This is a genomic window from Bordetella parapertussis, from assembly GCF_020735925.1.
Lineage (GTDB): Bacteria > Pseudomonadota > Gammaproteobacteria > Burkholderiales > Burkholderiaceae_B > Bordetella > Bordetella pertussis.
In genome coordinates this window covers 2,970,014-2,988,939 of record NZ_CP085971.1, presented here as the reverse complement: position 1 = coordinate 2,988,939, position 18,926 = coordinate 2,970,014, and the positions used below count along the sequence as shown (strand labels likewise).

The 18,926-nt window shown below is 67.0% G+C and carries 19 protein-coding genes; 14 read left to right on the top strand and 5 right to left on the bottom strand.

The window, feature by feature from the left end; genetic code table 11:
* The first annotated feature begins 1 nt into the window (after position 1).
* The gene (locus LK409_RS14140; protein WP_010928946.1) at positions 2 to 361 is read left to right on the top strand and encodes a DUF3325 domain-containing protein; all 360 of its coding nucleotides are present in this window, start codon (positions 2 to 4) and stop codon (positions 359 to 361) included.
* A gap of 9 nt (positions 362 to 370) precedes the next feature.
* Complete coding sequence (locus tag LK409_RS14135; RefSeq protein WP_010926868.1) at positions 371 to 1,726, top strand: tryptophan--tRNA ligase; 1,356 nt, start codon at positions 371 to 373, stop codon at positions 1,724 to 1,726.
* Between the two features lie 80 nt (positions 1,727 to 1,806).
* Here LK409_RS14135 and tex read toward each other — a convergent pair whose 3' ends face one another.
* Positions 1,807 to 4,182, bottom strand: a complete 2,376-nt coding sequence (tex, locus tag LK409_RS14130; protein WP_010928945.1) for an RNA-binding transcriptional accessory protein Tex — start codon at positions 4,180 to 4,182, stop codon at positions 1,807 to 1,809.
* 164 nt (positions 4,183 to 4,346) lie between these two features.
* On the opposite strand from tex, the gene LK409_RS14125 reads away from it, so the two are divergent.
* Positions 4,347 to 6,422 carry an ATP-dependent DNA helicase gene (locus LK409_RS14125; protein WP_010928944.1) on the top strand — a complete coding sequence of 692 codons (2,076 nt, stop codon included), beginning with the start codon at positions 4,347 to 4,349 and terminating at the stop codon, positions 6,420 to 6,422.
* A 61-nt stretch (positions 6,423 to 6,483) separates the two neighbouring features.
* On the opposite strand, the gene LK409_RS14120 is transcribed toward LK409_RS14125, so the two are convergent.
* Complete coding sequence (locus LK409_RS14120) at positions 6,484 to 7,284, bottom strand: outer membrane protein assembly factor BamD (protein ID WP_003813594.1); 801 nt, start codon at positions 7,282 to 7,284, stop codon at positions 6,484 to 6,486.
* Positions 7,285 to 7,385: 101 nt separating this feature from the next.
* Here LK409_RS14120 and LK409_RS14115 point away from each other — a divergent pair, with 101 nt between their 5' ends.
* From LK409_RS14115 to LK409_RS14065, 11 genes are all read left to right on the top strand, one after another.
* Positions 7,386 to 8,348, top strand: a complete 963-nt coding sequence (locus LK409_RS14115) for an RluA family pseudouridine synthase (protein ID WP_010928943.1) — start codon at positions 7,386 to 7,388, stop codon at positions 8,346 to 8,348.
* Positions 8,336 to 9,091: a peptidoglycan editing factor PgeF gene (gene pgeF / locus LK409_RS14110; RefSeq protein ID WP_010928942.1), complete on the top strand. Its 756-nt coding sequence runs from the start codon at positions 8,336 to 8,338 to the stop codon at positions 9,089 to 9,091. The genes LK409_RS14115 and pgeF overlap by 13 nt, the downstream gene beginning before the upstream one ends.
* A 107-nt stretch (positions 9,092 to 9,198) precedes the next feature.
* Positions 9,199 to 10,836: a PHA/PHB synthase family protein gene (locus tag LK409_RS14105; protein WP_010928941.1), complete on the top strand. Its 1,638-nt coding sequence runs from the start codon at positions 9,199 to 9,201 to the stop codon at positions 10,834 to 10,836.
* 67 nt (positions 10,837 to 10,903) lie between these two features.
* The gene (phbB, locus tag LK409_RS14100; RefSeq protein WP_010928940.1) at positions 10,904 to 11,641 is read left to right on the top strand and encodes an acetoacetyl-CoA reductase; all 738 of its coding nucleotides are present in this window, start codon (positions 10,904 to 10,906) and stop codon (positions 11,639 to 11,641) included.
* A 102-nt stretch (positions 11,642 to 11,743) separates the two neighbouring features.
* Positions 11,744 to 12,319 (top strand): polyhydroxyalkanoate synthesis repressor PhaR, encoded by a 576-nt coding sequence (gene phaR / locus LK409_RS14095; protein ID WP_003813585.1) that lies wholly within the window; start codon positions 11,744 to 11,746, stop codon positions 12,317 to 12,319.
* Between the two features lie 171 nt (positions 12,320 to 12,490).
* Entirely contained in the window at positions 12,491 to 13,027 is a 537-nt protein-coding gene (locus LK409_RS14090) for an iron transporter (protein ID WP_003813582.1), read from the top strand.
* A gap of 2 nt (positions 13,028 to 13,029) precedes the next feature.
* Positions 13,030 to 13,374 carry a cupredoxin domain-containing protein gene (locus LK409_RS14085; protein ID WP_003813580.1) on the top strand — a complete coding sequence of 115 codons (345 nt, stop codon included), beginning with the start codon at positions 13,030 to 13,032 and terminating at the stop codon, positions 13,372 to 13,374.
* Positions 13,375 to 13,389: 15 nt separating this feature from the next.
* Entirely contained in the window at positions 13,390 to 14,235 is an 846-nt protein-coding gene (locus LK409_RS14080) for an FTR1 family iron permease (protein WP_003813578.1), read from the top strand.
* A gap of 38 nt (positions 14,236 to 14,273) precedes the next feature.
* The gene (locus LK409_RS14075) at positions 14,274 to 15,653 is read left to right on the top strand and encodes a 4Fe-4S binding protein (protein ID WP_010928939.1); all 1,380 of its coding nucleotides are present in this window, start codon (positions 14,274 to 14,276) and stop codon (positions 15,651 to 15,653) included.
* Positions 15,654 to 15,730: 77 nt separating this feature from the next.
* Positions 15,731 to 16,612, top strand: coding sequence for a PhzF family phenazine biosynthesis protein (locus tag LK409_RS14070; RefSeq protein WP_003813574.1), 882 nt, complete (start codon positions 15,731 to 15,733; stop codon positions 16,610 to 16,612).
* Between the two features lie 161 nt (positions 16,613 to 16,773).
* Positions 16,774 to 17,994: an ISL3-like element IS1001 family transposase gene (locus LK409_RS14065; RefSeq protein ID WP_010927279.1), complete on the top strand. Its 1,221-nt coding sequence runs from the start codon at positions 16,774 to 16,776 to the stop codon at positions 17,992 to 17,994.
* Between the two features lie 80 nt (positions 17,995 to 18,074).
* On the opposite strand, the gene LK409_RS14060 is transcribed toward LK409_RS14065, so the two are convergent.
* From LK409_RS14060 to LK409_RS14050, 3 genes are read right to left on the bottom strand one after another with little or no spacing between them, the layout of a single operon-like run.
* Positions 18,075 to 18,413 carry a BON domain-containing protein gene (locus LK409_RS14060; RefSeq protein ID WP_003813572.1) on the bottom strand — a complete coding sequence of 113 codons (339 nt, stop codon included), beginning with the start codon at positions 18,411 to 18,413 and terminating at the stop codon, positions 18,075 to 18,077.
* Between the two features lie 57 nt (positions 18,414 to 18,470).
* On the bottom strand, positions 18,471 to 18,632 hold the full coding sequence (locus LK409_RS14055) for a DUF1328 domain-containing protein (protein WP_003813570.1): 162 nt from the start codon (positions 18,630 to 18,632) through the stop codon (positions 18,471 to 18,473).
* 31 nt (positions 18,633 to 18,663) lie between these two features.
* On the bottom strand, positions 18,664 to 18,864 hold the full coding sequence (locus tag LK409_RS14050; protein ID WP_003813568.1) for a CsbD family protein: 201 nt from the start codon (positions 18,862 to 18,864) through the stop codon (positions 18,664 to 18,666).
* Positions 18,865 to 18,926 lie beyond the last annotated feature (62 nt).

Genomic DNA, 18,926 nt, shown 5'->3' with positions numbered 1-18,926 from the left:
CATGCTGAACGCCACTGCCTTCTGCCTGGCCTACGCGGGCTTTGCCGCCCTGTCGCTGGGCATGGACCGCCATTACGAAGACGTCTTCGACCGCGCGCTGCCCAGGCGCCGCCGCCTGGCGCTGCGCAGCCTGGGGTGGCTGGGCCTGGCGCTGTCGCTGTGGGCATCGGCGGGCGCTTGGGGATGGAACTACGGCACGGTCGAATGGATCGGCATCCTGAGCCTGGCCGGGTTGCTGCTGATCTGGCTCCTCACGTTCTGGCCGCGCGCGGCCCTGGGCGCAGGCGGCGCCCGTGCTGGCGCTGCTTTGAATGCGGTCGCCGGGGGCACGGTAAACTGTGTCCTTCGATCCACAGCCTAGCAGTCCTCCATGAATACCCGAGTCCTCACCGGCATCACCACCACCGGCACGCCGCACCTGGGCAATTACGCGGGCGCGATCCGCCCCGCCATCCAGGCCAGTACCCAGCCGGGCGTGGACGCGTTTTTCTTCCTGGCCGACTATCACGCGCTGATCAAGTGCGACGATCCGGCGCGGGTGGCGCGTTCGCGGCTGGAGCTCGCCGCCACCTGGCTGGCCGCGGGGCTGGACCCGGAACGCGTCACGTTCTATCGCCAGTCGGACATCCCGGAAATCACCGAGCTGTGCTGGCTGCTGACCTGCGTGACCCCCAAGGGCCTGATGAACCGGGCGCACGCCTACAAGGCGTCGGTGGACCAGAATGCCGCCAAGGGCGTCGAGCCGGATGACGGCGTGACCATGGGACTGTTCTCGTATCCCGTCCTGATGGCCGCCGACATCCTGCTGTTCAACGCCAACCAGGTGCCGGTCGGGCGCGACCAGGTCCAGCACCTGGAAATGGCGCGCGATATCGCGCAGCGTTTCAACCACCTGTATGGCCGCGAATTCTTCGTCCTGCCCGAAGTGGTGATCGCCGAGGAGGTCGCGACCTTGCCGGGCCTGGATGGCCGCAAGATGTCCAAGAGCTACAACAACACCATTCCGCTGTTCGAAGGCGGAGCGGCGGGCCTGCGCAACGCCACGCAGCGCATCGTCACCGATTCGCGCCTGCCGGGCGAGCCCAAGGACGCCGAGGCCTCGCACCTGTACATGCTGTACCGCGCCTTCTCCACGCAGCAGGAATCCATGGCGTTTCGCCGCCAGCTCGAAGAAGGCATGGGCTGGGGCGACGCCAAGCAGGCCTTGTACGAACGGCTGGAGCGCGATCTCGCGCCGATGCGCGAGCGCTATGTCGAACTGATTTCCAACCCCGGCCTGATCGAGGACATCCTGCAGGCCGGCGCCGCCAAGGCGCGCAAGTTGGCGCAACCGCTGGTCCGCACGCTGCGCGATGCGGTGGGCCTGGGCGCCTTGCAGCCGGCTGCGGCCAAGGCCGCCCAGCCGGCCCGCAAGGCCGCCAAGGACGCGCGTTTCGTCAGCTTCCGCGACGAGGATGGCAGTTTCCGTTTCCGGCTGCTTGCCGCCGACGGGGAAGAGTTGCTGTGCTCGGTGCCTTTCGCCAATCCCAAGGAAGCGGGCGCGCTGATGCGCCGCCTGCAGGACGAGGCGCCCGAGCAGGCCTTGCGCGGCCACGATGACGTGTCGTATGCGGCCTGGCTGGATGGCAAGGAAGTGGCGTACGGACCGCAAGCCGCCGATGCCGGCGCGCGCGATGCGCTGCTGGCCAAGGCCCGCGAGGCCCTGGCCCAACTGGCTGCAGCCTAGGCTTCGTCCGCGGCCCGCCCGCGGATCGGGGCAACGACGCAGGCGCCGCACCCGATGACGGGGCGGCGCCTGCGTTGCGATCAGCGCTTGAGTTTGGCGAAGGCGTCGGCCATGGCGCTGTTGGCCGGCGCGCCCTTGCCGTTGTCCGCCTGCGGACGGCGGGCGCCCCGATCGGCGCCGCGCGCGGCCCCGGCTCCCGCGCCATTGCCACGGCGGGCCGGCTCGGCGGTATCGTTCAGGCGCATGGTGAGGGCCACGCGCTTGCGCGCCACGTCGACCTCGAGCACCTTGACGGTCACGGTCTGGCCCACGCGCACGACGTCGCGCGGATCCTTGACGAATTTCTCGGCCAGCGCCGAAATATGGACCAGCCCGTCCTGGTGCACGCCGATGTCCACGAAGGCGCCGAAATTGGCGACGTTGGTCACCACGCCTTCGAGCACCATGCCGGGGAACAGGTCGTTGAGGGTTTCGACGCCTTCCTTGAACTGCGCGGTCTTGAATTCCGGGCGCGGATCGCGGCCGGGCTTTTCCAGCTCGGCGAAGATGTCGCGCACCGTGGGCAGCCCGAAGCGCTCGTCGGTGAAGTCGCTGGGCGACACGCCCTTGAGCGCCTCGCGCTGGCCGATGATGTGCCGTACGTCGGCCTTGATGCGCGCGACGATGCGCTCCACCACGGGATAGGCCTCCGGGTGCACCGCCGAGGCATCGAGCGGATTGTCGCCGTTGGGAATGCGCAGGAAGCCGGCGGCCTGCTCGAAAGCCTTCTCGCCGAAGCGCGGCACCTTGCGCAGCATGTCGCGGGTGGGGAAGGCGCCGTTCTCGTCGCGCCAGGCCACGATGTTCTTGGCCAGCAGCGTGTTCAGCCCCGAGACGCGCGCCAGCAGCGCCGCCGAGGCGGTGTTGACGTCCACGCCCACGGCGTTCACGCAGTCCTCGACCACCGCATCCAGCGAACGGGCCAGCTCGCGCTGGTTGACGTCGTGCTGGTACTGGCCCACGCCGATCGCCTTGGGATCGATCTTGACCAGTTCGGCCAAAGGATCCTGCAGGCGGCGGGCGATCGAGACGGCGCCGCGCAGCGTCACGTCCAGGTCGGGGAATTCGAGCGCGGCCGTTTCCGAGGCCGAGTACACCGAGGCGCCGGCCTCGGAGACCACCACGCGCGTCAACGCGAGGTCGGGAAAGCGGGCCATCATGTCGCCGACCAGCTTTTCGGATTCGCGCGAGGCGGTGCCGTTGCCGATGGCGATGAGCTCGACCTTGTGGCGCGCCGCCAGGGCCGCCAGCGTCTTGATGGTGCCTTCGCGGTCACGGCGCGGCTCGAACGGGTAGACCGTGGCCGTATCGACGACCTTGCCGGTGCGGTCGATGACCGCCACCTTGCACCCGGTGCGGATGCCGGGGTCCAGCCCCAGTACCGTCTTGGGGCCCGCCGGCGCGGCCAGCAGCAAATCCTTCAGGTTGGCGGCGAACACGCGGATGGCCTCGGCTTCGGCGCTTTCGCGCAGGCGGCCGAACAATTCGCTTTCGAATGCCGTCAGCAGCTTGACGCGCCACGTCCAGCGGCATACCTCGCCCAGCCAGCGCGCGCGCGGCGTGGCGTCCAGGGCGAACAGGCCGTTGCCCAGCTTGAGAAACGAGGCGATGCGCGCCACGCAGGGGTGGGGCGTCTCGGCCTCGAGGTCGGCTTCCAGGCCCACGCGCAATTCCAGCACGCCTTGCTGGCGGCCGCGCATCAGCGCCAGGATGCGGTGCGAAGGCAGCGTGCGCAGCGGCTCGTTGAAATCGAACCAGTCGCGGAAGTTCGCGCCGTCGGTTTCCTTGCCCTCGACCATTTTCGAATAGAGCAGGCCGGTGCTCCACAGATGCTCGCGCATGTCGGCCAGCAGGTCGGCGTTCTCGGCATGGCGCTCGGCCAGGATATCGCGCGCGCCGTCGAGGGCCGCCTTGGCGTCGTTGATCGAGGCTTCCGGGTTGAGGTACTGCGCCGCCAGCGCCGCGGGATCGCAGGCCGGATCGGCCAGGATGGCGTCGGCCAGCGGCTCGAGGCCGGCTTCGCGGGCGATCTGGGCGCGCGTGCGGCGCTTGGGCTTGTAGGGCGCGTACAGGTCTTCCAGGCGCTGCTTGGTCTCAGCCGTGGCGATCTCCTGCTGCAGTTCGGGCGTCAGCTTGCCCTGCTGCGTGATGGACTCCAGGATCGCGCCGCGGCGCTCTTCGAGTTCGCGCAGGTAGCCCAGGCGCACCTCCAGGGTGCGCAGGGCGCCGTCGTCCAGCCCGCCGGTGGCTTCCTTGCGGTAGCGGGCAATGAACGGCACGGTGGCGCCGTCGTCCAGCAGTTCCACGGCCGAGGCGACCTGCGAGGCTCGGGCGCCGATTTCGGTGGCCAGTTGGGCAATGATCCGGGCGTGATCGACGCCCGGTGCGGCGTTCGTGGTAGCGGAGGTTTCAGGCATCTCGATACGACGGCAAAGGGAAAACAAGGGGCGGATTGTGCCACAAGCCACTGTTACCAGATATGGCGGGTGGCGCGTTTATGTCACGGCGGCATGCGCCAGCCGGCCGGCTGCGTAGGCCGGAGGCGCTATTATGTCAGCCACTTTAGCGCATGGCTTGATCAATGCTGGACCTCGACATTTCGGAATTCTTCGCGGACGACGGCCCGCTGGCGCGCGCCATGCCGGGCTACCGGCCGCGGCAGTCGCAGGTCGAGCTGGCGCAGGCCATAGACAGCGCCATCGCGGCGCGCGCCACCCTGGTGGCCGAGGCCGGCACCGGCATCGGCAAGACCTGGGCCTATCTGGTGCCCGCCTTCGCGCAAGGCGGCAAGGTGCTGATTTCCACCGGCACGCGCACCCTGCAGGACCAGCTGTTCGCGCGCGACCTGCCGAAGGTGCGGCAGGCGCTGGCCGCGCCGGTGACGGCCGCGCTGCTCAAGGGGCGCGGCAACTATGTCTGCCACTACCACCTCGACCGCCTGCAGGGCGACGACCGCGCCTTGAAGTCGCGCGCCGAGATCGGCCAGCTGCGCCAGATCCAGGTGTTTGCCGGCATCAGCAAGACCGGCGATCGCGCCGAGCTGGCGCAGGTGCCCGAAGACGCCGATATCTGGCAACGCGTGACCTCCACGCGCGAGAACTGCCTGGGCCAGGAGTGCCCGCGCATCCGCGACTGCTTTGTGGTCAAGGCGCGCCGTCAGGCGCAGGAGGCCGACGTGGTGGTCGTGAACCATGCGCTGTTCATGGCCGACCTGGTGCTGCACGAGGAGGGCGTGACAGACTTGCTGCCCGAAGTGGATACGGTGATTTTCGACGAGGCGCACCAGTTGCCCGATACCGCGACCCGGTTCCTGGGCAGCAGTGTGTCGACTCACCAGTTGCTGGACTTCGCCCGCACGCTGGAGGCGGCCGGCCTGGCGTACGCGCGCGAAGCCGCCAAATGGAGCGATGTCGGCCGGCAGGTCGAGACCGCCGCGCGCGAGCTGCGGCTGGCCTGCGCGCCGCTGGAGCGGCTGCCCGGGCGCAAGGCGACCTTCGAGGCCATGCCGGGCCCGGATGAATTCGACGCCGCGCTGGCCAGCCTGCGCGAGGTCCTCGACGCCGCGGTGCGGGCGTTGAGCGGCGTGGCGGAAAAACATCCGGACCTGGCCGCCGCCGCTCGCGCGGGCGCCGAAATTTCGGTGCGCCTGTCCCGTTGGGCCACGCCGCCGCGCCACGCGGCCCAGGCCGCCGAGCACGATGAAGGCTGGGGCCGCGACGACCAGGGCGTGGCGGTGGCCGCGCCGTCCGAGGCGCTGCTGGCCGAGGCGGCGGCCGCCGCCAACTGGAGCGGGCCGGCGGTGCGCTGGGTCGAGCATGGCCAGCATCATGTGCGCCTGCATGCGGCGCCCTTGTCGGTGGCACAGGCATTCTCGCGCTATCGCAAGCCCGGCCAAGCGTGGATTCTGACGTCGGCAACGCTATCTGTTTATGGTGATTTCGGCCATTTCACGCAGCAGCTTGGCTTGGAGGATGCCCGCACCGGACGTTGGGAGTCGCCATTCGACTACCCCGCGCAGGGCTTGCTGTTCGTGCCGCGCGATATGCCCGAGCCGCAGTCGCCCCGCTTCGTCGAGCGCTTCGTCGAGAATCTGCTGCCCTTGCTGGAAGCCAGTCCGGGCGGCGCGCTGGTGCTGTGCACGACGCTGCGCGCGGTCGACAAGGTGGCGCAGTTGCTGACCGACGCCTTCGCGGACGCGGGACACGACTGGCCGCTGTTGCGCCAGGGCGAGGCCACCCGCCGCGATCTGCTGGAACGCTTTTGCAAGCTGGAGCATCCCGTGCTGGTCGGCAGCGCCAGTTTCTGGGAGGGCATCGACCTGCCGGGCGATGTGCTGACGCTGGTGGCGATCGACAAGCTGCCGTTCGCGCCGCCCGACGACCCGGTCATCGAGGCCCGCCTGCGCGCCTGTCGGCTGCGCGGCGGCAATCCGTTTGCCGAGTACCAGTTGCCCGAGGCCGCCATTTCGCTCAAGCAGGGCGCGGGCCGCCTGATCCGCACCGAAACCGATTGGGGCGTGCTCATGGTGGGCGATGCCCGCCTGGTCGAGAAGCCTTATGGCAAGCGCCTGTGGCGCGGCCTGCCGCCGTTTGCCCGCACCCGCGACATGAACGAGGCACTGGCTTTCTACGCCCGCATGGGCGAGGCCGAACCATAACGGCCGCGCAAAAGGAAAACCCGGCCTGGGGCCGGGCTTTCCTTGGACTGCGCGAGTGGCGTCAGCGCCACGAGAACGGGTTCCACCAGCTCTTGTCGGCCGACAGGCCTTGCGTCTTGAATTTGCTGTTGGGATAGTTCTGGTCGAGCACGCGTTCGGCGTCGCCCTTCAGTTCGGTCATTCCCAGCTTGTCGTACGACTCGACCATGATATAGAGCGCTTCTTCCGAGGCGGGGGCCCCCTCGAAATCGGTGATCACGGTCTGCGCCCGGTTGGCGGCCGCCACGTAGGCGCCCCGCTCGTAGTAGTAGCGCGCCACGTGGACTTCGTTCATGGCGATGGCGTTGACCAGCCAGGTCATGCGCTTCTGCGCATCGGGCGTGTACTTGCTGTTGGGGAAGCGCTGGACCAGTTCGTTGAACGCATCGTAGGACGCGCGCAGGCCCTTGGGATCGCGCTCGGCGGGGTCCTGGCCGGTCAGGTTGCTCATGAAGGCGCTGGCCGGCGTGAAGTTGACCAGCCCCTTCAGGTACAGCACGTAGTCCGTGCCCGGGTGGTTGGGATAGAGCTGCTGGAAGCGGTCGATGGCGGCCAGCGCCTGTTCGTTCTCGCCGTCTTTCCAGTTGACGTAGGCCAGTTCGATCAGGGCCTGCTGGGCGTACGTGCCGAACGGGTAGCGGCTTTCGATGGCGGTCAGGCGCTCCCGGGCATCGGTCCAGTTGCCCGCCGCGACTTCCTGCTTGGCGTCGGCGTACAACTGTTCGGCGCTCCAGCCCGCGGTCTTGTCGTATTTGGTGCTTGACGAGCCGCAGCCGGCCACGATCAGAATGGTTGACAGCGCGATCGCCGCGCGCAGGGCCACCCCGCGGCGGGAGGCGGGCTTCGAGAGTGCAGCGGGACGGTGAGTCACGTGAGTCCTATCCTTGGTGTTAGCATGGCAGGCTGATTATATGATTTGTCTTCATGTCTGATACAGCCGCCAGTGTAGACCTGCTTTCCGACGACGAACCGCTGCTGCTCACGGTGCCGCCGGATACCCCGGCAGACCGCCTGGACAAGGTGCTGGCGGGGCTGTTGCCCGGCCATTCGCGCAGCCGGCTGCAGGGCTGGATCGAGGCCGGTTACGTTTTGGTAAACGGCGCCCAGGCCAAGGTGCGCCAGGCGGTCGGCCCCGGCGACGTCCTGTCGGTCTGGGAGCAACCGGCCCCGGAAAGCCGGGCTTTCGCGCCCGAACCGGTGGCTTTCGACGTGGTGGCCGAAAGCCCCGATTGGATCGTGGTGGACAAGCCGGCGGGGCTGGTGACGCATCCCGGGGCGGGCAACTGGAGCGGCACGCTGCTCAACGGCCTGCTGCACCGTTATCCCGAACTGGCGCGCGTGGCGCGTGCCGGCATCGTGCACCGGCTCGACAAGGACACGTCCGGCCTGATGGTGGTGGCGCGCAACGAACTGGCCCAGACCCATCTGGTACGCCAGCTGCAGGCGCGCACCATGGGCCGCCAGTACATCGCGCTGGCGCATGGCTGGCTGGGCGCCGCCGGCACCGTCGACCGTCCCATCGGCCGCGATGCGCGGGTTCCGGTACGGATGAGCGTCGAACGGCCCATCGCGCCCAAGCCGGCGGTCACGCATTTCGACCCGCGGCGGCGCGGCTGCGCCGAAGGCGGCGCCCGGGTGAGCGAGGTGCTGTGCCGGCTGGAAACCGGCCGTACCCACCAGATCCGCGTGCACCTGGCCAGCCTGGGGCATCCCCTGCTTGCCGACACGCTGTACGGCGGCAAGCCGCTGGCCGGCGCCACGCGCCAGATGCTGCACGCGCGGGCCCTGCATTTCGGTGATCCGGGCGGCGCGGGCGAAGTCAGCTTCGAGGCCGGCGTGCCCGCCGATATGTCCGACGTCCAGGAAGCCTTGGCATGGAACGCCTGATACACGATCTGCCCGTCATCACCGGTGCGCAATGGGCGGGAGTGAACTATTTCTGCACCACGCGCGCCGGCGGGGCGGGCGTCGCGCCGCACGATACCCTCAACCTGGGGCTGCGCGCGGGCGATCGTCCCGAAACGGTGGCCGAGAATCGCCGCCGGGTGCGCGCCGCGGTGCCGGCCGAGCCCCTGTGGCTGCGCCAGGTACACGGCCACGAGGTGGTCGACGCCGACGCCGGCCCGCCGCATGAACCCGCCGCCGATGCCAGCGTCACGGCCGCGCCCGGACGCGTGCTGGCCATCATGGTTGCCGATTGCCTGCCCGTGGTCATCGCCGACCAGGACGGCACCGTGCTGGGCGCGGCGCACGCCGGCTGGCGCGGCCTTGCCGGCGGCGTGCTGGAAAACACCTTGCGCGCCATGCAGGCCAAGGCGCCGGACGTGCGCGGCTGGCGCGCCTGGATCGGGCCCGGCATCGGGCCGGCGGCATTCGAGGTGGGAGCCGATGTGCTGCAAGCCTTTGCGGCCGACGGCCCCGAGGCCGCGGCCCTGTTCGCGCCGCGCCCGGGCCTGCCCGGCAAATGGCTGGCCGACCTGCCCGGACTGGCGCTGCTGCGCTTGCGGCGCGCTGGCGTACAGGCGCAATCCTGCGGTTTGTGCACGGTGCAGGATTCGCGATTTTTTTCGTATCGGCGAGATCGGGAAACCGGCCGGATGGCTTTGCTGGCCTGGCTCGACGCCCGGTAATGCGACTTCGGTATGCTTGCCGGATGGCTCCTAGGTATACCCGCATTGACAGTAAAAATGGCGGCATGCACCATCAATTCGCGCAGTTCCGATAACAAGGTGTCGAAGTGAACGCCCATCTTTCCGCTGCATGGCCCGTCCCGGTGAGCGTGGCACCGGACGCTCTGGCAGAAATCCAGGCCGATTTCTCCCGCGAATGGCTGCGCCTGTGTGACGAGGCCAAGCGTGGCGTACTGGGCGCTCCGGCCGACAAGCGCTTTGCCGGCGCAGCCTGGCTGGACGACCGCCAGCGCCTGCTGATGGCGCATGCCTATCTGCTGTCGGCCCGTGCAATGGCGCGCCTGGTCGAGGCGGCGCAGGTCAGCGAACTCATGCGCAACCGTTTGCGCTTCTCGGTCATGCAATGGGTCGATGCCATGTCGCCGGCCAACTTCCTGGCCTTCAATCCGGATGCGCAGCGCGCCATCGTCGAAAGCGCAGGCCGCACCTTGCAGGAAGGCATGGCCAACCTGCTCAACGACATCCAGCGCGGCCGCATCAGCCAAACGGACGAGACACAGTTCGAAATCGGCCGCAACGTGGCCACCACGCCCGGCCATGTGGTGTTCGAGAACAGCCTGATGCAGCTCATCCAGTACGCGCCGCAGACCGCCAAGGTCTGCGAGCGGCCGCTGGTGATCGTGCCGCCGAACATCAACAAGTACTACATCCTCGACCTGCAGCCCGAGAACTCCTTCGTCCGGTATGCGGTGGAGCAGGGCCATACGGTGTTCATCATCTCGTGGCGCAATCCGCTGGCGGCCGATACCGACGGCGTGGACACCGCCACCTGGAGCGAATACCTCGACGACGCGGTGCTCAAGGCGCTGGCGGTGGCCAGCGACATCAGCGGCCAGCCGCAGGTCAACGCGCTGGGCTTCTGCGTCGGCGGCACCATGCTGGCCTCGGCGCTGGCGCTGGCCCAGGCGCGCGGCGAGCGCCCGGTGGCCTCGCTCACGCTGCTGACCTCGCTGCTGGATTTCCACGATACCGGCATCCTGAAGGTGTTCGTCGACGAAGCGCATGCCTTGCTGCGCGACCACCAGTACGGACAGCGCGGCCTGATGCCTGCCCGCGACCTGGCCACCACGTTTTCGTTCCTGCGCCCCAACGAATTGGTCTGGAACTACGTCGTCTCCAATTACCTGAAAGGCAAGACACCGCCTGCGTTCGACCTGCTGTTCTGGAATGCCGACAGCACCAACCTGCCGGGGCCGTTCTTCGCCTGGTATTTCCGCAACACGTATCTCGAAAACAATCTCAAGGTGCCCGGACGGGCGCGTGCCGCGGGCGTGCCGCTGGACCTGACCCGGCTCGACATGCCTGCCTACCTGTACGGGTCGCGCGAGGACCACATCGTGCCCTGGCCGTCGGCCTACGCATCGACGCAATTGCTGCGCGGGCCCATGCGTTTCGTGCTGGGCGCTTCCGGCCATATTGCCGGGGTGATCAATCCGCCGGCCAAGCAGCGGCGCAGCTATTGGGTGAATGAATCGGCCGGCGCGGTGTCCCACGACCTGCCTGGCGATCCCAACGCCTGGCTGGCCGGCGCGGTCGAGCACGCGGGCAGCTGGTGGCCCGACTGGACCGCCTGGCTGGCCGGGCATGGCGGCAAGCAGGTCGCCGCGCCCGCGCAGGCGGGCAACAAACGGTTCCGGCCGATCGAGCCGGCGCCGGGACGTTATGTGAAAGTAAGAGCGGTTTGAGTACGCGCGCGGGCCGCAAGGCCGGCATTCTTGGCGGGCGTTCGCCGTGAAAACAGGAGGAAGTCAAATGAGCGGAAAATTGGCATATGTGACGGGCGGCATGGGCGGTATCGGTACCGCGATCTGCCAGCGGTTGGCCAAGGACGGCTTCCGGGTGGTGGCGGGGTGCGGCCCCAGCCGCAACTATCAGCAGTGGCTCGACGAGCAGGCGGCCCAGGGCTATACGTTCTACGCATCGGTGGGCAACGTGTCCGAATGGGAGTCCACCGTCAAGGCTTTCGAGCGCGTCACGGCCGACCTGGGCCAGGTCGACGTGCTGGTCAACAACGCCGGCATCACGCGTGACAGCCTGTTCCGCAAGATGTCGGTGGACGACTGGCGCGCGGTGATCGACACCAACCTGAACAGCCTGTTCAACGTGACCAAGCAGGTGCTCGACGGGATGGTGGAGCGCCAATGGGGGCGCATCGTCAACATCAGCTCGGTCAACGGCCAGAAAGGGCAGTTCGGCCAGACCAACTACTCGACCGCCAAGGCGGGCATCCATGGTTTCACCATGGCCCTGGCCCAGGAGGTCGCCAGCAAGGGCATTACCGTCAACACCATTTCGCCGGGCTACATCGGGACCGACATGGTGCGGGCCATCCGTCCCGACGTGCTGGAGAAAATCGTCGCGACGATTCCGGTGCGCCGGCTGGGTACGCCCGAGGAAATCGCGTCCATGACGTCCTGGCTGGCGTCGGACGAGTCGGGTTTTGCCACGGGCGCGGATTTCTCGCTCAATGGCGGCCTGCACATGGGTTGAGGCCGCATTCGGAGGGGGCCGGGGTCCGGGGGGAAGCGGACGCCCGGTATTACACGTAAAATGATTGAAAGTTAAAGAGATCTCCCGATCTCGGGGACAGACATGACGCAAGCACAAACTGGCGCCGCCCTGCGCCTGATCAAGAAGTATCCCAACCGCCGGCTGTACGACACGCAAACCAGCACCTACATCACGCTAGCCGATGTCAAGCAGCTGGTTCTGGCCAACGAGAACTTCCAGGTTGTCGATGCCAAGAGCGGAGAGGATCTCACGCGCAGTATCCTGCTGCAGATCATTCTCGAAGAGGAAAGCGGCGGCATGCCCATGTTCTCGTCCAACATGCTGGCGCAGATCATCCGCTTCTACGGCCACGCCATGCAGGGCATCATGGGTTCGTACCTGGAAAAGAACATCCAGGCGTTCATGGAAATCCAGCAGCGCATGGCCGAGCAGTCCAAGGGGCTGTACGGCAGCCAGTTCGGGCCCGAGGCCTGGACGCAGTTCATGAACGTGCAGACGCCGATGCTGCAGAAGATGATGAACAACTACATCGACCAGAGCAAGAACCTGTTCGTCCAGATGCAGGACCAGATGCAGGATCAGACCCGGGCGATGTTCTCGAATTTCCCGTTCACGCCGCCGGGTGGCGACGGCCCGCAAGGCGGGCGCGGCAAGTAGCGCCGCGAAGCTGGCTGAAGGAAAAGGGGCGCCCACGGGCGCCCCTTTTCCGTATGAGTCCTGAAATTGGGGTCGGCTTAAGGGATCTGTAAGCCGAACCGAACTACATTAATGAAAACGGTTCTTGTTTGTGTTTCTTCGGGCCGTTTTTTCAGTTAAGAGGACTCGTACATGATGAAGAAAGCCTTGCTACTTGCGCTTGCCCTGAGCCTGCCTGGCGCCGCGTTCGCGGCCGAGTATCCGATCGGCAAGCCGGCCGAGAAGGGCGGCATGGAAATCGGCGCGGTCTATCTGCAGCCCATCGAGATGGATCCCCCCGGCATGATGCGCGCTGCCAAGGACTCCGACGTCCACCTGGAAGCCGACATCCACGCCACCGCGGGCAACGCCACGGGCTTTCCGGAAGGCGAGTGGGTGCCTTACCTGGTGGTCAAGTACGAAGTCCAGAAGGTCGGCAGCGACAAGGTCCAGAAGGGCACCTTCATGCCCATGGTGGCCAACGACGGCCCGCACTATGGCGACAACGTCAAGCTGGACGGTCCCGGCAAGTACAAGCTGAAGTACACCATCATGCCGCCGACCTCCGACAAGATGAACCACTTCGGCCGCCATATCGACAAGGAAACCGGCGTGGGCCCGTGGTTCGAGCCGTTCGACCTCGAGTATGAATTCGTCTTTGCCGGCACCGGCAAGAAGGGCGGGTACTGATCGTGCGTGCTCCGGCGGCGGCCTTGCTGGCCATGGCATTGGGGCTGGGCGCGCCGCTGGCGGCGCGCGCCGCCGACCTGCCTACGTTCACCCTGACGTTCCAGCCCGACGGCACGTTCGAGCCGGCCCGCCTCGAGGTGCCGGCGGGGCGCTTCAAGATCGAACTGATCAACGCCAGCAACGAACCGGTGGAATTCGAAAGCATCCCGCTGCGCAAGGAGAAGGTGCTGGGCCCGGGCGTGAAGTCGTTCGTCGTCATCACCATCTCGCGCCCGGGCGAGTATCCCTTTTTCGATGACTTCCACCAGGACGTGAAGGGCACGCTGGTCGTCAAGCCCAAGGACTGAGCCACCGGGTCGGATATGGAACAAGTACTTTTCATCGTATGGCGCGAAAGCGTCGAGGCCCTGCTGGTGGTGGGCATTCTCTACGCCTGGCTGCGGGCCACGCCCGCCGGGCGGCGCGGCATGCCCTACCTGTGGGGCGGCGTGGCGGCGGGCCTGGCGTTGGCGCTCCTGCTGGCGCTGGTGCTGCTGGGCGTCTCCTCGTGGCTGAGCGACGAAGGCCAGGAGTGGTTCCAGGCCGGCATGTCGCTGGTGGCCTGCGCGCTGGTGGTCCAGATGGTGATCTGGATGAAGCGCCATGGCCGCACGCTCAAGCGCGAGCTCGAGGGCGGGGCGCGCGCCTCCATCGAGCGCGACAACTGGTGGGGCCTGCTGGTGCTGGTCATGATCGCCGTGGCGCGCGAAGGCAGCGAGACGGTGGTGTTCCTGTACGGCACCGTGGCCGCGGCGGCCGGGCAGGCCGGGGATGCGGCGTTGCTGGTCCTGGCCGGCGCGGCGGGTTTCCTGATCGCACTGCTGACGTTCTGGCTGCTGCAATTGGGTGGCAAGCTGATCACCTGGCGGCGCTTCTTCCGCGTTACCGAAATCCTGCTGCTCCTGCTGGCCGGCGCCTTGCTGGTGGGTGGCCTGGACCATCTGATCTCGCTGGACGTGCTGCCCACGCTCATCGATCCGGTCTGGGACAGCTCATGGCTGCTCGACGACAGCAGCGGGGTGGGCAAGGTCCTGGCCGATTTCGCCGGCTATCGCGCCTATCCGGCCTTGATCTCGGTATTGCTGTGGCTGGCCTATTGGCTGGTGGTATGGCTGCTGCTGCGCCGCGCCGATGGCGCAGCGGCGGTTTCGGCGCGTTCGGCCGCCTGAGGATACCCAGGCGCCGCGCCACGACATGAAGGTTTGACATGGCATCTGTACTCGGGCGGGCAACCGCCCGCTTTGCCGACGTGCTTCGCGACCATGCCCCTTTGCTGCGCAAGCTGCAATGGGGCATCGTCGCTGCGTATGCGTTCCTGTTGATCGTGCCGGTGTTCCTGCCCTTGCCGGACAACGCCGCGTCGGTCTTCGACAACCTGACCGTGCTGGCGCAATTCGCGTTCTGGGGCGTGTGGTGGCCGTTCGTCCTGGTTTCCATGCCGCTGTTGGGGCGCGCCTGGTGCGGCTGGTTCTGTCCCGAGGGCATGCTCACCGAGTGGGCCAGCGAGCGCGGCCAGGGCCGGGCCATTCCGCGCTGGATGCGCTGGGGCGGCTGGCCGTTCGTGGCCTTTGCCCTGACGACGATCTACGGCCAGCTGGTCAGTGTCTATCAGTACCCGCTGGCGGCGCTGGCGGTGCTGGGCGGCTCGACCGTGGCGGCGATGATCGTCGGCTGGCGCTACGGCCGCAGCAAGCGCGTCTGGTGCAAGTACCTGTGTCCGGTCAATGGCGTGTTCAACTTGCTGGCCAAGCTGGCGCCCTGGCATTTCAAGGTGGACGAGGAAAAATGGCGCCATCCGGTCATTCGCGTCGAGGCGATCAATTGCGCGCCGCTGGTGCCGCTGCGCCACATGAAGGGCGCGGGCGACTGCCATGTCTGTGGCCGCTGTAGCGGCTATCGCGGGGCGATTGCCCTGGCGCCGCGCTCGCCCGAAACCGAGATCGTGGAGGTCGCCGACGGCGACGGCTGGCAGACCGCGCTGATCTGTTTCGGGCTGATGGGCGTGGCGGTGGGGGCCTTCCTGTGGAGCGCCAGCCCCTGGTACGTGACGATCAAGCAGTGGGTGGCCACCTGGCTGGTCGAGCATGACATCATCTGGCCGCTGCTGGACAATGCGCCGTGGTTCGTGTTGACGCACTACCCGGACGTCAACGACAGTTTCTCCTGGCTGGACGGCGCGGGCATCCTGCTGTTCGTGGCCGGGGCGACCCTGGCCGTGGGCTTGCCGGCATTCGCCGCATTGTGGCTGGCCGACCGCGTTGCGCCGCTGGCTGCGCGCGCGGGCCGGCTGGCCGGCGTGCACAAGCTGGCGCAGGGGTTGATTCCCTGTGCCGGAATCGGCGTGTTTCTCGGCCTGTCCGCCACCACGCTGATCCTGCTGCGGCACGAAGGGGTAGGTACGGGCTGGGCCAATCCGGTGCGCTTTACCTTGTTGGCGCTCGCCGTGCTGTGGTCGCTGCGCCTGGTGTGGCGTCTGCTGGCGCGTCGTCCGGCCGGTTTTGCGCGGCGCGGGCTGGCCTGGCTGGCGACGGTGGCGGGGCTGGCGCCGTTCTGCCTTTCGTGGGTGCTGTTCTTCGCCATCTGGTAGCGCGGCCACGCGCGGCGCGGTATGGTGGCGGTCCCGCCACCTCTGCCGGGCGCTGTCCGCGCCTGGTTCCGCCCGCCATGACGTCCTACGCTTTCCGCCTGCTCAATGTGTTCGCCGAATCCTGTTTCGGCGGCAACCCGCTGTGCGTGTTCGAGGACGCGCGCGGTTTGCGGGACGAGGAGATGCAGGCGCTGGCCCTGCAGTTCAATCTGTCCGAGACCACATTCATCCTGCCTGGCGGCGAAGGCGCCGATGCGCAGGTGCGCGTTTTCACGCCCGACGCCGAGATGCGTTTTGCCGGCCATCCTGCCCTGGGGACGGCGCGGGTGGTCAGCGAGTTGCTGGGGCTGGGGGCGTCGGTGCGCCTGGGTTTCAAGGCCGGCGTCGTGCCGGTGCGCGAGCACGACGGCGCATGGACTTTCACGGCGCCGTCGTCCGGCATGCCCAGGACGGCGCGTGCGGCTTTGGCCGCGGGCGAGATCGCCGGCCTGCTGGGCCTGGACCCTGCGGATCTGCATGACGAGCCGCTATGGGTGGATACCGGTTCCGACCAGCTGCTGGTGCCGCTCAAGACGCCGGAGGCGGTGATGCGCGCCGCGCCGCACGCCGCATGGCCCGCGCGCTGGCCCGCCAACAGCCTGGGCCGCAAGACCGCCTATGTCTTTGCATTCGGGCCGCAGACCGGCGCAGGCGCGCGGCGCATCGTGCAGTCCCGCTACTTTCATGCGCGCGCAGGCGGCGGCGTGGCCGAAGACCCCGGCACCGGCTCGGCATGCGCCAACCTGGGCGGCTGGCTGCTGGCGCGCGGCGCGCCCTTGCCCGCCCATATCCTGGTCGAACAGGGAGACCTGGTGCGCCGGCCGTGTCGGCTGCGGCTGGACGTGGATGACGCCGGCGCCATCCAGGTGGGCGGCGGCGTGATCGAGATCGGACGCGGCGAGATCCGCCTGCCGCGCTAGGCCGCGGCGGACGCGGCAGGTGCCGGTTCCGTCCCGATGCGCGGGTGCCTGTCCCCGCGGGGACAGGCACAAAAAAAAGGTTCATCGCGCAATAGCGTGGAGGGGTTTGGCAAGTTTTCGTATTCTTGACGGCAGGTATTTGCCATCAGGAGTGCAGGGAGATGCTGGATCGCAAGTTGCTGGAGTCGCTGGGAGGCTGGCAGGGCTATGGCGTCGAACGCGTGGAATGGCCCGAAGACCCAGGGCGCACGCTGTCGATCTATTTGAAGCCAACGGCCAAGGTGATGCTGTGCGAGCAGTGCGGCGCGCGGTGTCGCCAGGTGCATGAGACCACGGTTCGACGGGTGCGAGATCTGCCGTTATTCGAGTATCGGGTCGTTCTGCACGTGCCGCGCCGACGCTTGTGGTGTGAGCAATGCGGCGGCCCGCGCCTGGAGCGGCTTGCCTGGCTGGGGCGATATCAACGGGTGACGGATCGGCTGGCGCAGGCCTGCAGCCAATTGCTGCAATCGAGCAACGTGCAGGCGGTGGCGAGGTTCTTCGAGCTGGGTTGGCATACCGTCAAGACGCTGGACAAGGCTCGGCTGCGTGCGTCGGTGCGCGAACCGGATTGGTCCAAGATCGAGTATTTGGCGATGGACGAGTTTGCCCTGCACAAAGGGCATCGCTACGCGACAGTGGTGGTCGATCCGATCGGCAGGCAGGTGCTGTGGATTGGCCCAGGACGCTCACGCGAGACGGCCCGGGCGTTCTTCGAACAATTGCCGCCTGGGGCCGCCCAACGCATCAAGGCCGTTGCCATCGACATGACCACCGCCTACGAGTTGGAGATCCAGGCCCACAGCCCACAGGCGGAGATCGTCTATGACTTGTTCCATGTCGTGGCCAAGTATGGACGAGAGGTCATTGATCGGGTGCGCGTGGATCAGGCCAATCAACTACGCCAGGATCGTCCCGCACGCAGGATCATCAAATCGAGTCGCTGGCTGCTGCTGCGCAACCGTGACAACCTGGATCGGCAGCAGGCCGTCCGGCTCGACGAATTGCTGCAAGCCAACCAGCCGCTGCTGACGGTCTATGTCCTGCGTGACGAACTCAAACGGCTCTGGTTCTACCAAAGACCTGCCTGGGCAAGACAAGCCTGGAACCACTGGTACGAGCAGGCCGAGCAAAGCGGAATAGCCGCCTTGAACACCTTCGCTCAGCGCTTGAAAGGCTATCTGCACGGCATCCTGGCCAGATGCCGACATCCCCTGAACACCAGCATTGTCGAGGGCATCAACAACACTATCAAGGTCATCAAGCGGCGCGCTTACGGCTACCGCGACCAGGAATACTTCTTCCTCAAAATCCGTGCCGCCTTCCCCGGCAATGCGCGATGAACCAAAAAAAAGCCTTCGGGCGAACCCGAAGGCGGTACACGTACGGCGCGCCGGACCACCCGGCGGCCCCGCGTCATGACTTATTTCGCGGCCTTGGCCGGATCGACCTTGATGTTGTTCATGACCTGCTTGACCCCTTCGACGTCACGCGCCACGGTCGCTGCTTGATCCGCCTCGGTGGCGGTGCCGACCGTACCGGTCAGCGTCACCACGCCATTGTTCGTTTCGACCGCGATGTCCAGCGCGCTCAGGGACTTGTCGGCGACGAAGGCAGCCTTGACCTTGGTGGTGACCGTGGCATCGGAGGCGTACTCGCCCACCGATTGCTTGGGCTTGTCTTCGCCCGCGGCGTGGGCCAGCGAACCGATGGCGGCGGTGGCGCCGATGAGAGTGGCAACGAACAGTTTGCGAACTTGCATGGTTATTCTCCTTTATCGATGAAGCCCAGGATCAGGAGCGGGTACTGGCGCAGCCCGTCATTTCCTGAAGACGCCGCCCAGGATGGACAGCAGCGCCAGCACCAGGAACACGAAGAACAAGATCTTGGCGATGCCGGCCGCGCCGGCGGCGATGCCGCCGAAGCCCAGTACGGCTGCAATGATGGCAATGACGAAAAACACGACCGCGTAGTGCAGCATGATGTTTCTCCTTGAGTCACGAAGCAGTCAGTCAGGGATTGCGGTCGAAGAACTCGCGCACCTCCCGTTGGGCCTGTTCCTTGGTCTTGCCGTAACGCTCCTGGATCAGGCCAGCCAGCCGTTCGGCATTGCCTTCGGTGCGAGTGAGCTCGTCGTCGGTCAGCTCGCCCCAGGCCGCCTTGGCCTTGCCCGTCAATTGCTTCCACTTGCCTGCAACAATATCGTTGTTCATGGTTGTCCTCTTCTAGGTCGTTGCGGCGCGGGATCCGTGCCTGCCGAATGCCTTGCCGCGAG

Excerpts from the sequence above, each read along its gene's own strand:
- LK409_RS14140 (WP_010928946.1), top strand. The coding sequence starts at position 2 with ATGCTGAACGCCACTGCCTTCTGCCTGGCCTACGCGGGCTTTGCCGCC.
- LK409_RS14135 (WP_010926868.1), top strand. The coding sequence starts at position 371 with ATGAATACCCGAGTCCTCACCGGCATCACCACCACCGGCACGCCGCAC.
- tex (WP_010928945.1), bottom strand. The coding sequence starts at position 4,182 with ATGCCTGAAACCTCCGCTACCACGAACGCCGCACCGGGCGTCGATCAC.
- LK409_RS14125 (WP_010928944.1), top strand. The coding sequence starts at position 4,347 with ATGCTGGACCTCGACATTTCGGAATTCTTCGCGGACGACGGCCCGCTG.
- LK409_RS14115 (WP_010928943.1), top strand. The coding sequence starts at position 7,386 with ATGTCTGATACAGCCGCCAGTGTAGACCTGCTTTCCGACGACGAACCG.
- pgeF (WP_010928942.1), top strand. The coding sequence starts at position 8,336 with ATGGAACGCCTGATACACGATCTGCCCGTCATCACCGGTGCGCAATGG.
- phbB (WP_010928940.1), top strand. The coding sequence starts at position 10,904 with ATGAGCGGAAAATTGGCATATGTGACGGGCGGCATGGGCGGTATCGGT.
- phaR (WP_003813585.1), top strand. The coding sequence starts at position 11,744 with ATGACGCAAGCACAAACTGGCGCCGCCCTGCGCCTGATCAAGAAGTAT.
- LK409_RS14090 (WP_003813582.1), top strand. The coding sequence starts at position 12,491 with ATGATGAAGAAAGCCTTGCTACTTGCGCTTGCCCTGAGCCTGCCTGGC.
- LK409_RS14080 (WP_003813578.1), top strand. The coding sequence starts at position 13,390 with ATGGAACAAGTACTTTTCATCGTATGGCGCGAAAGCGTCGAGGCCCTG.
- LK409_RS14075 (WP_010928939.1), top strand. The coding sequence starts at position 14,274 with ATGGCATCTGTACTCGGGCGGGCAACCGCCCGCTTTGCCGACGTGCTT.
- LK409_RS14070 (WP_003813574.1), top strand. The coding sequence starts at position 15,731 with ATGACGTCCTACGCTTTCCGCCTGCTCAATGTGTTCGCCGAATCCTGT.
- LK409_RS14065 (WP_010927279.1), top strand. The coding sequence starts at position 16,774 with ATGCTGGATCGCAAGTTGCTGGAGTCGCTGGGAGGCTGGCAGGGCTAT.
- LK409_RS14060 (WP_003813572.1), bottom strand. The coding sequence starts at position 18,413 with ATGCAAGTTCGCAAACTGTTCGTTGCCACTCTCATCGGCGCCACCGCC.
- LK409_RS14055 (WP_003813570.1), bottom strand. The coding sequence starts at position 18,632 with ATGCTGCACTACGCGGTCGTGTTTTTCGTCATTGCCATCATTGCAGCC.
- LK409_RS14050 (WP_003813568.1), bottom strand. The coding sequence starts at position 18,864 with ATGAACAACGATATTGTTGCAGGCAAGTGGAAGCAATTGACGGGCAAG.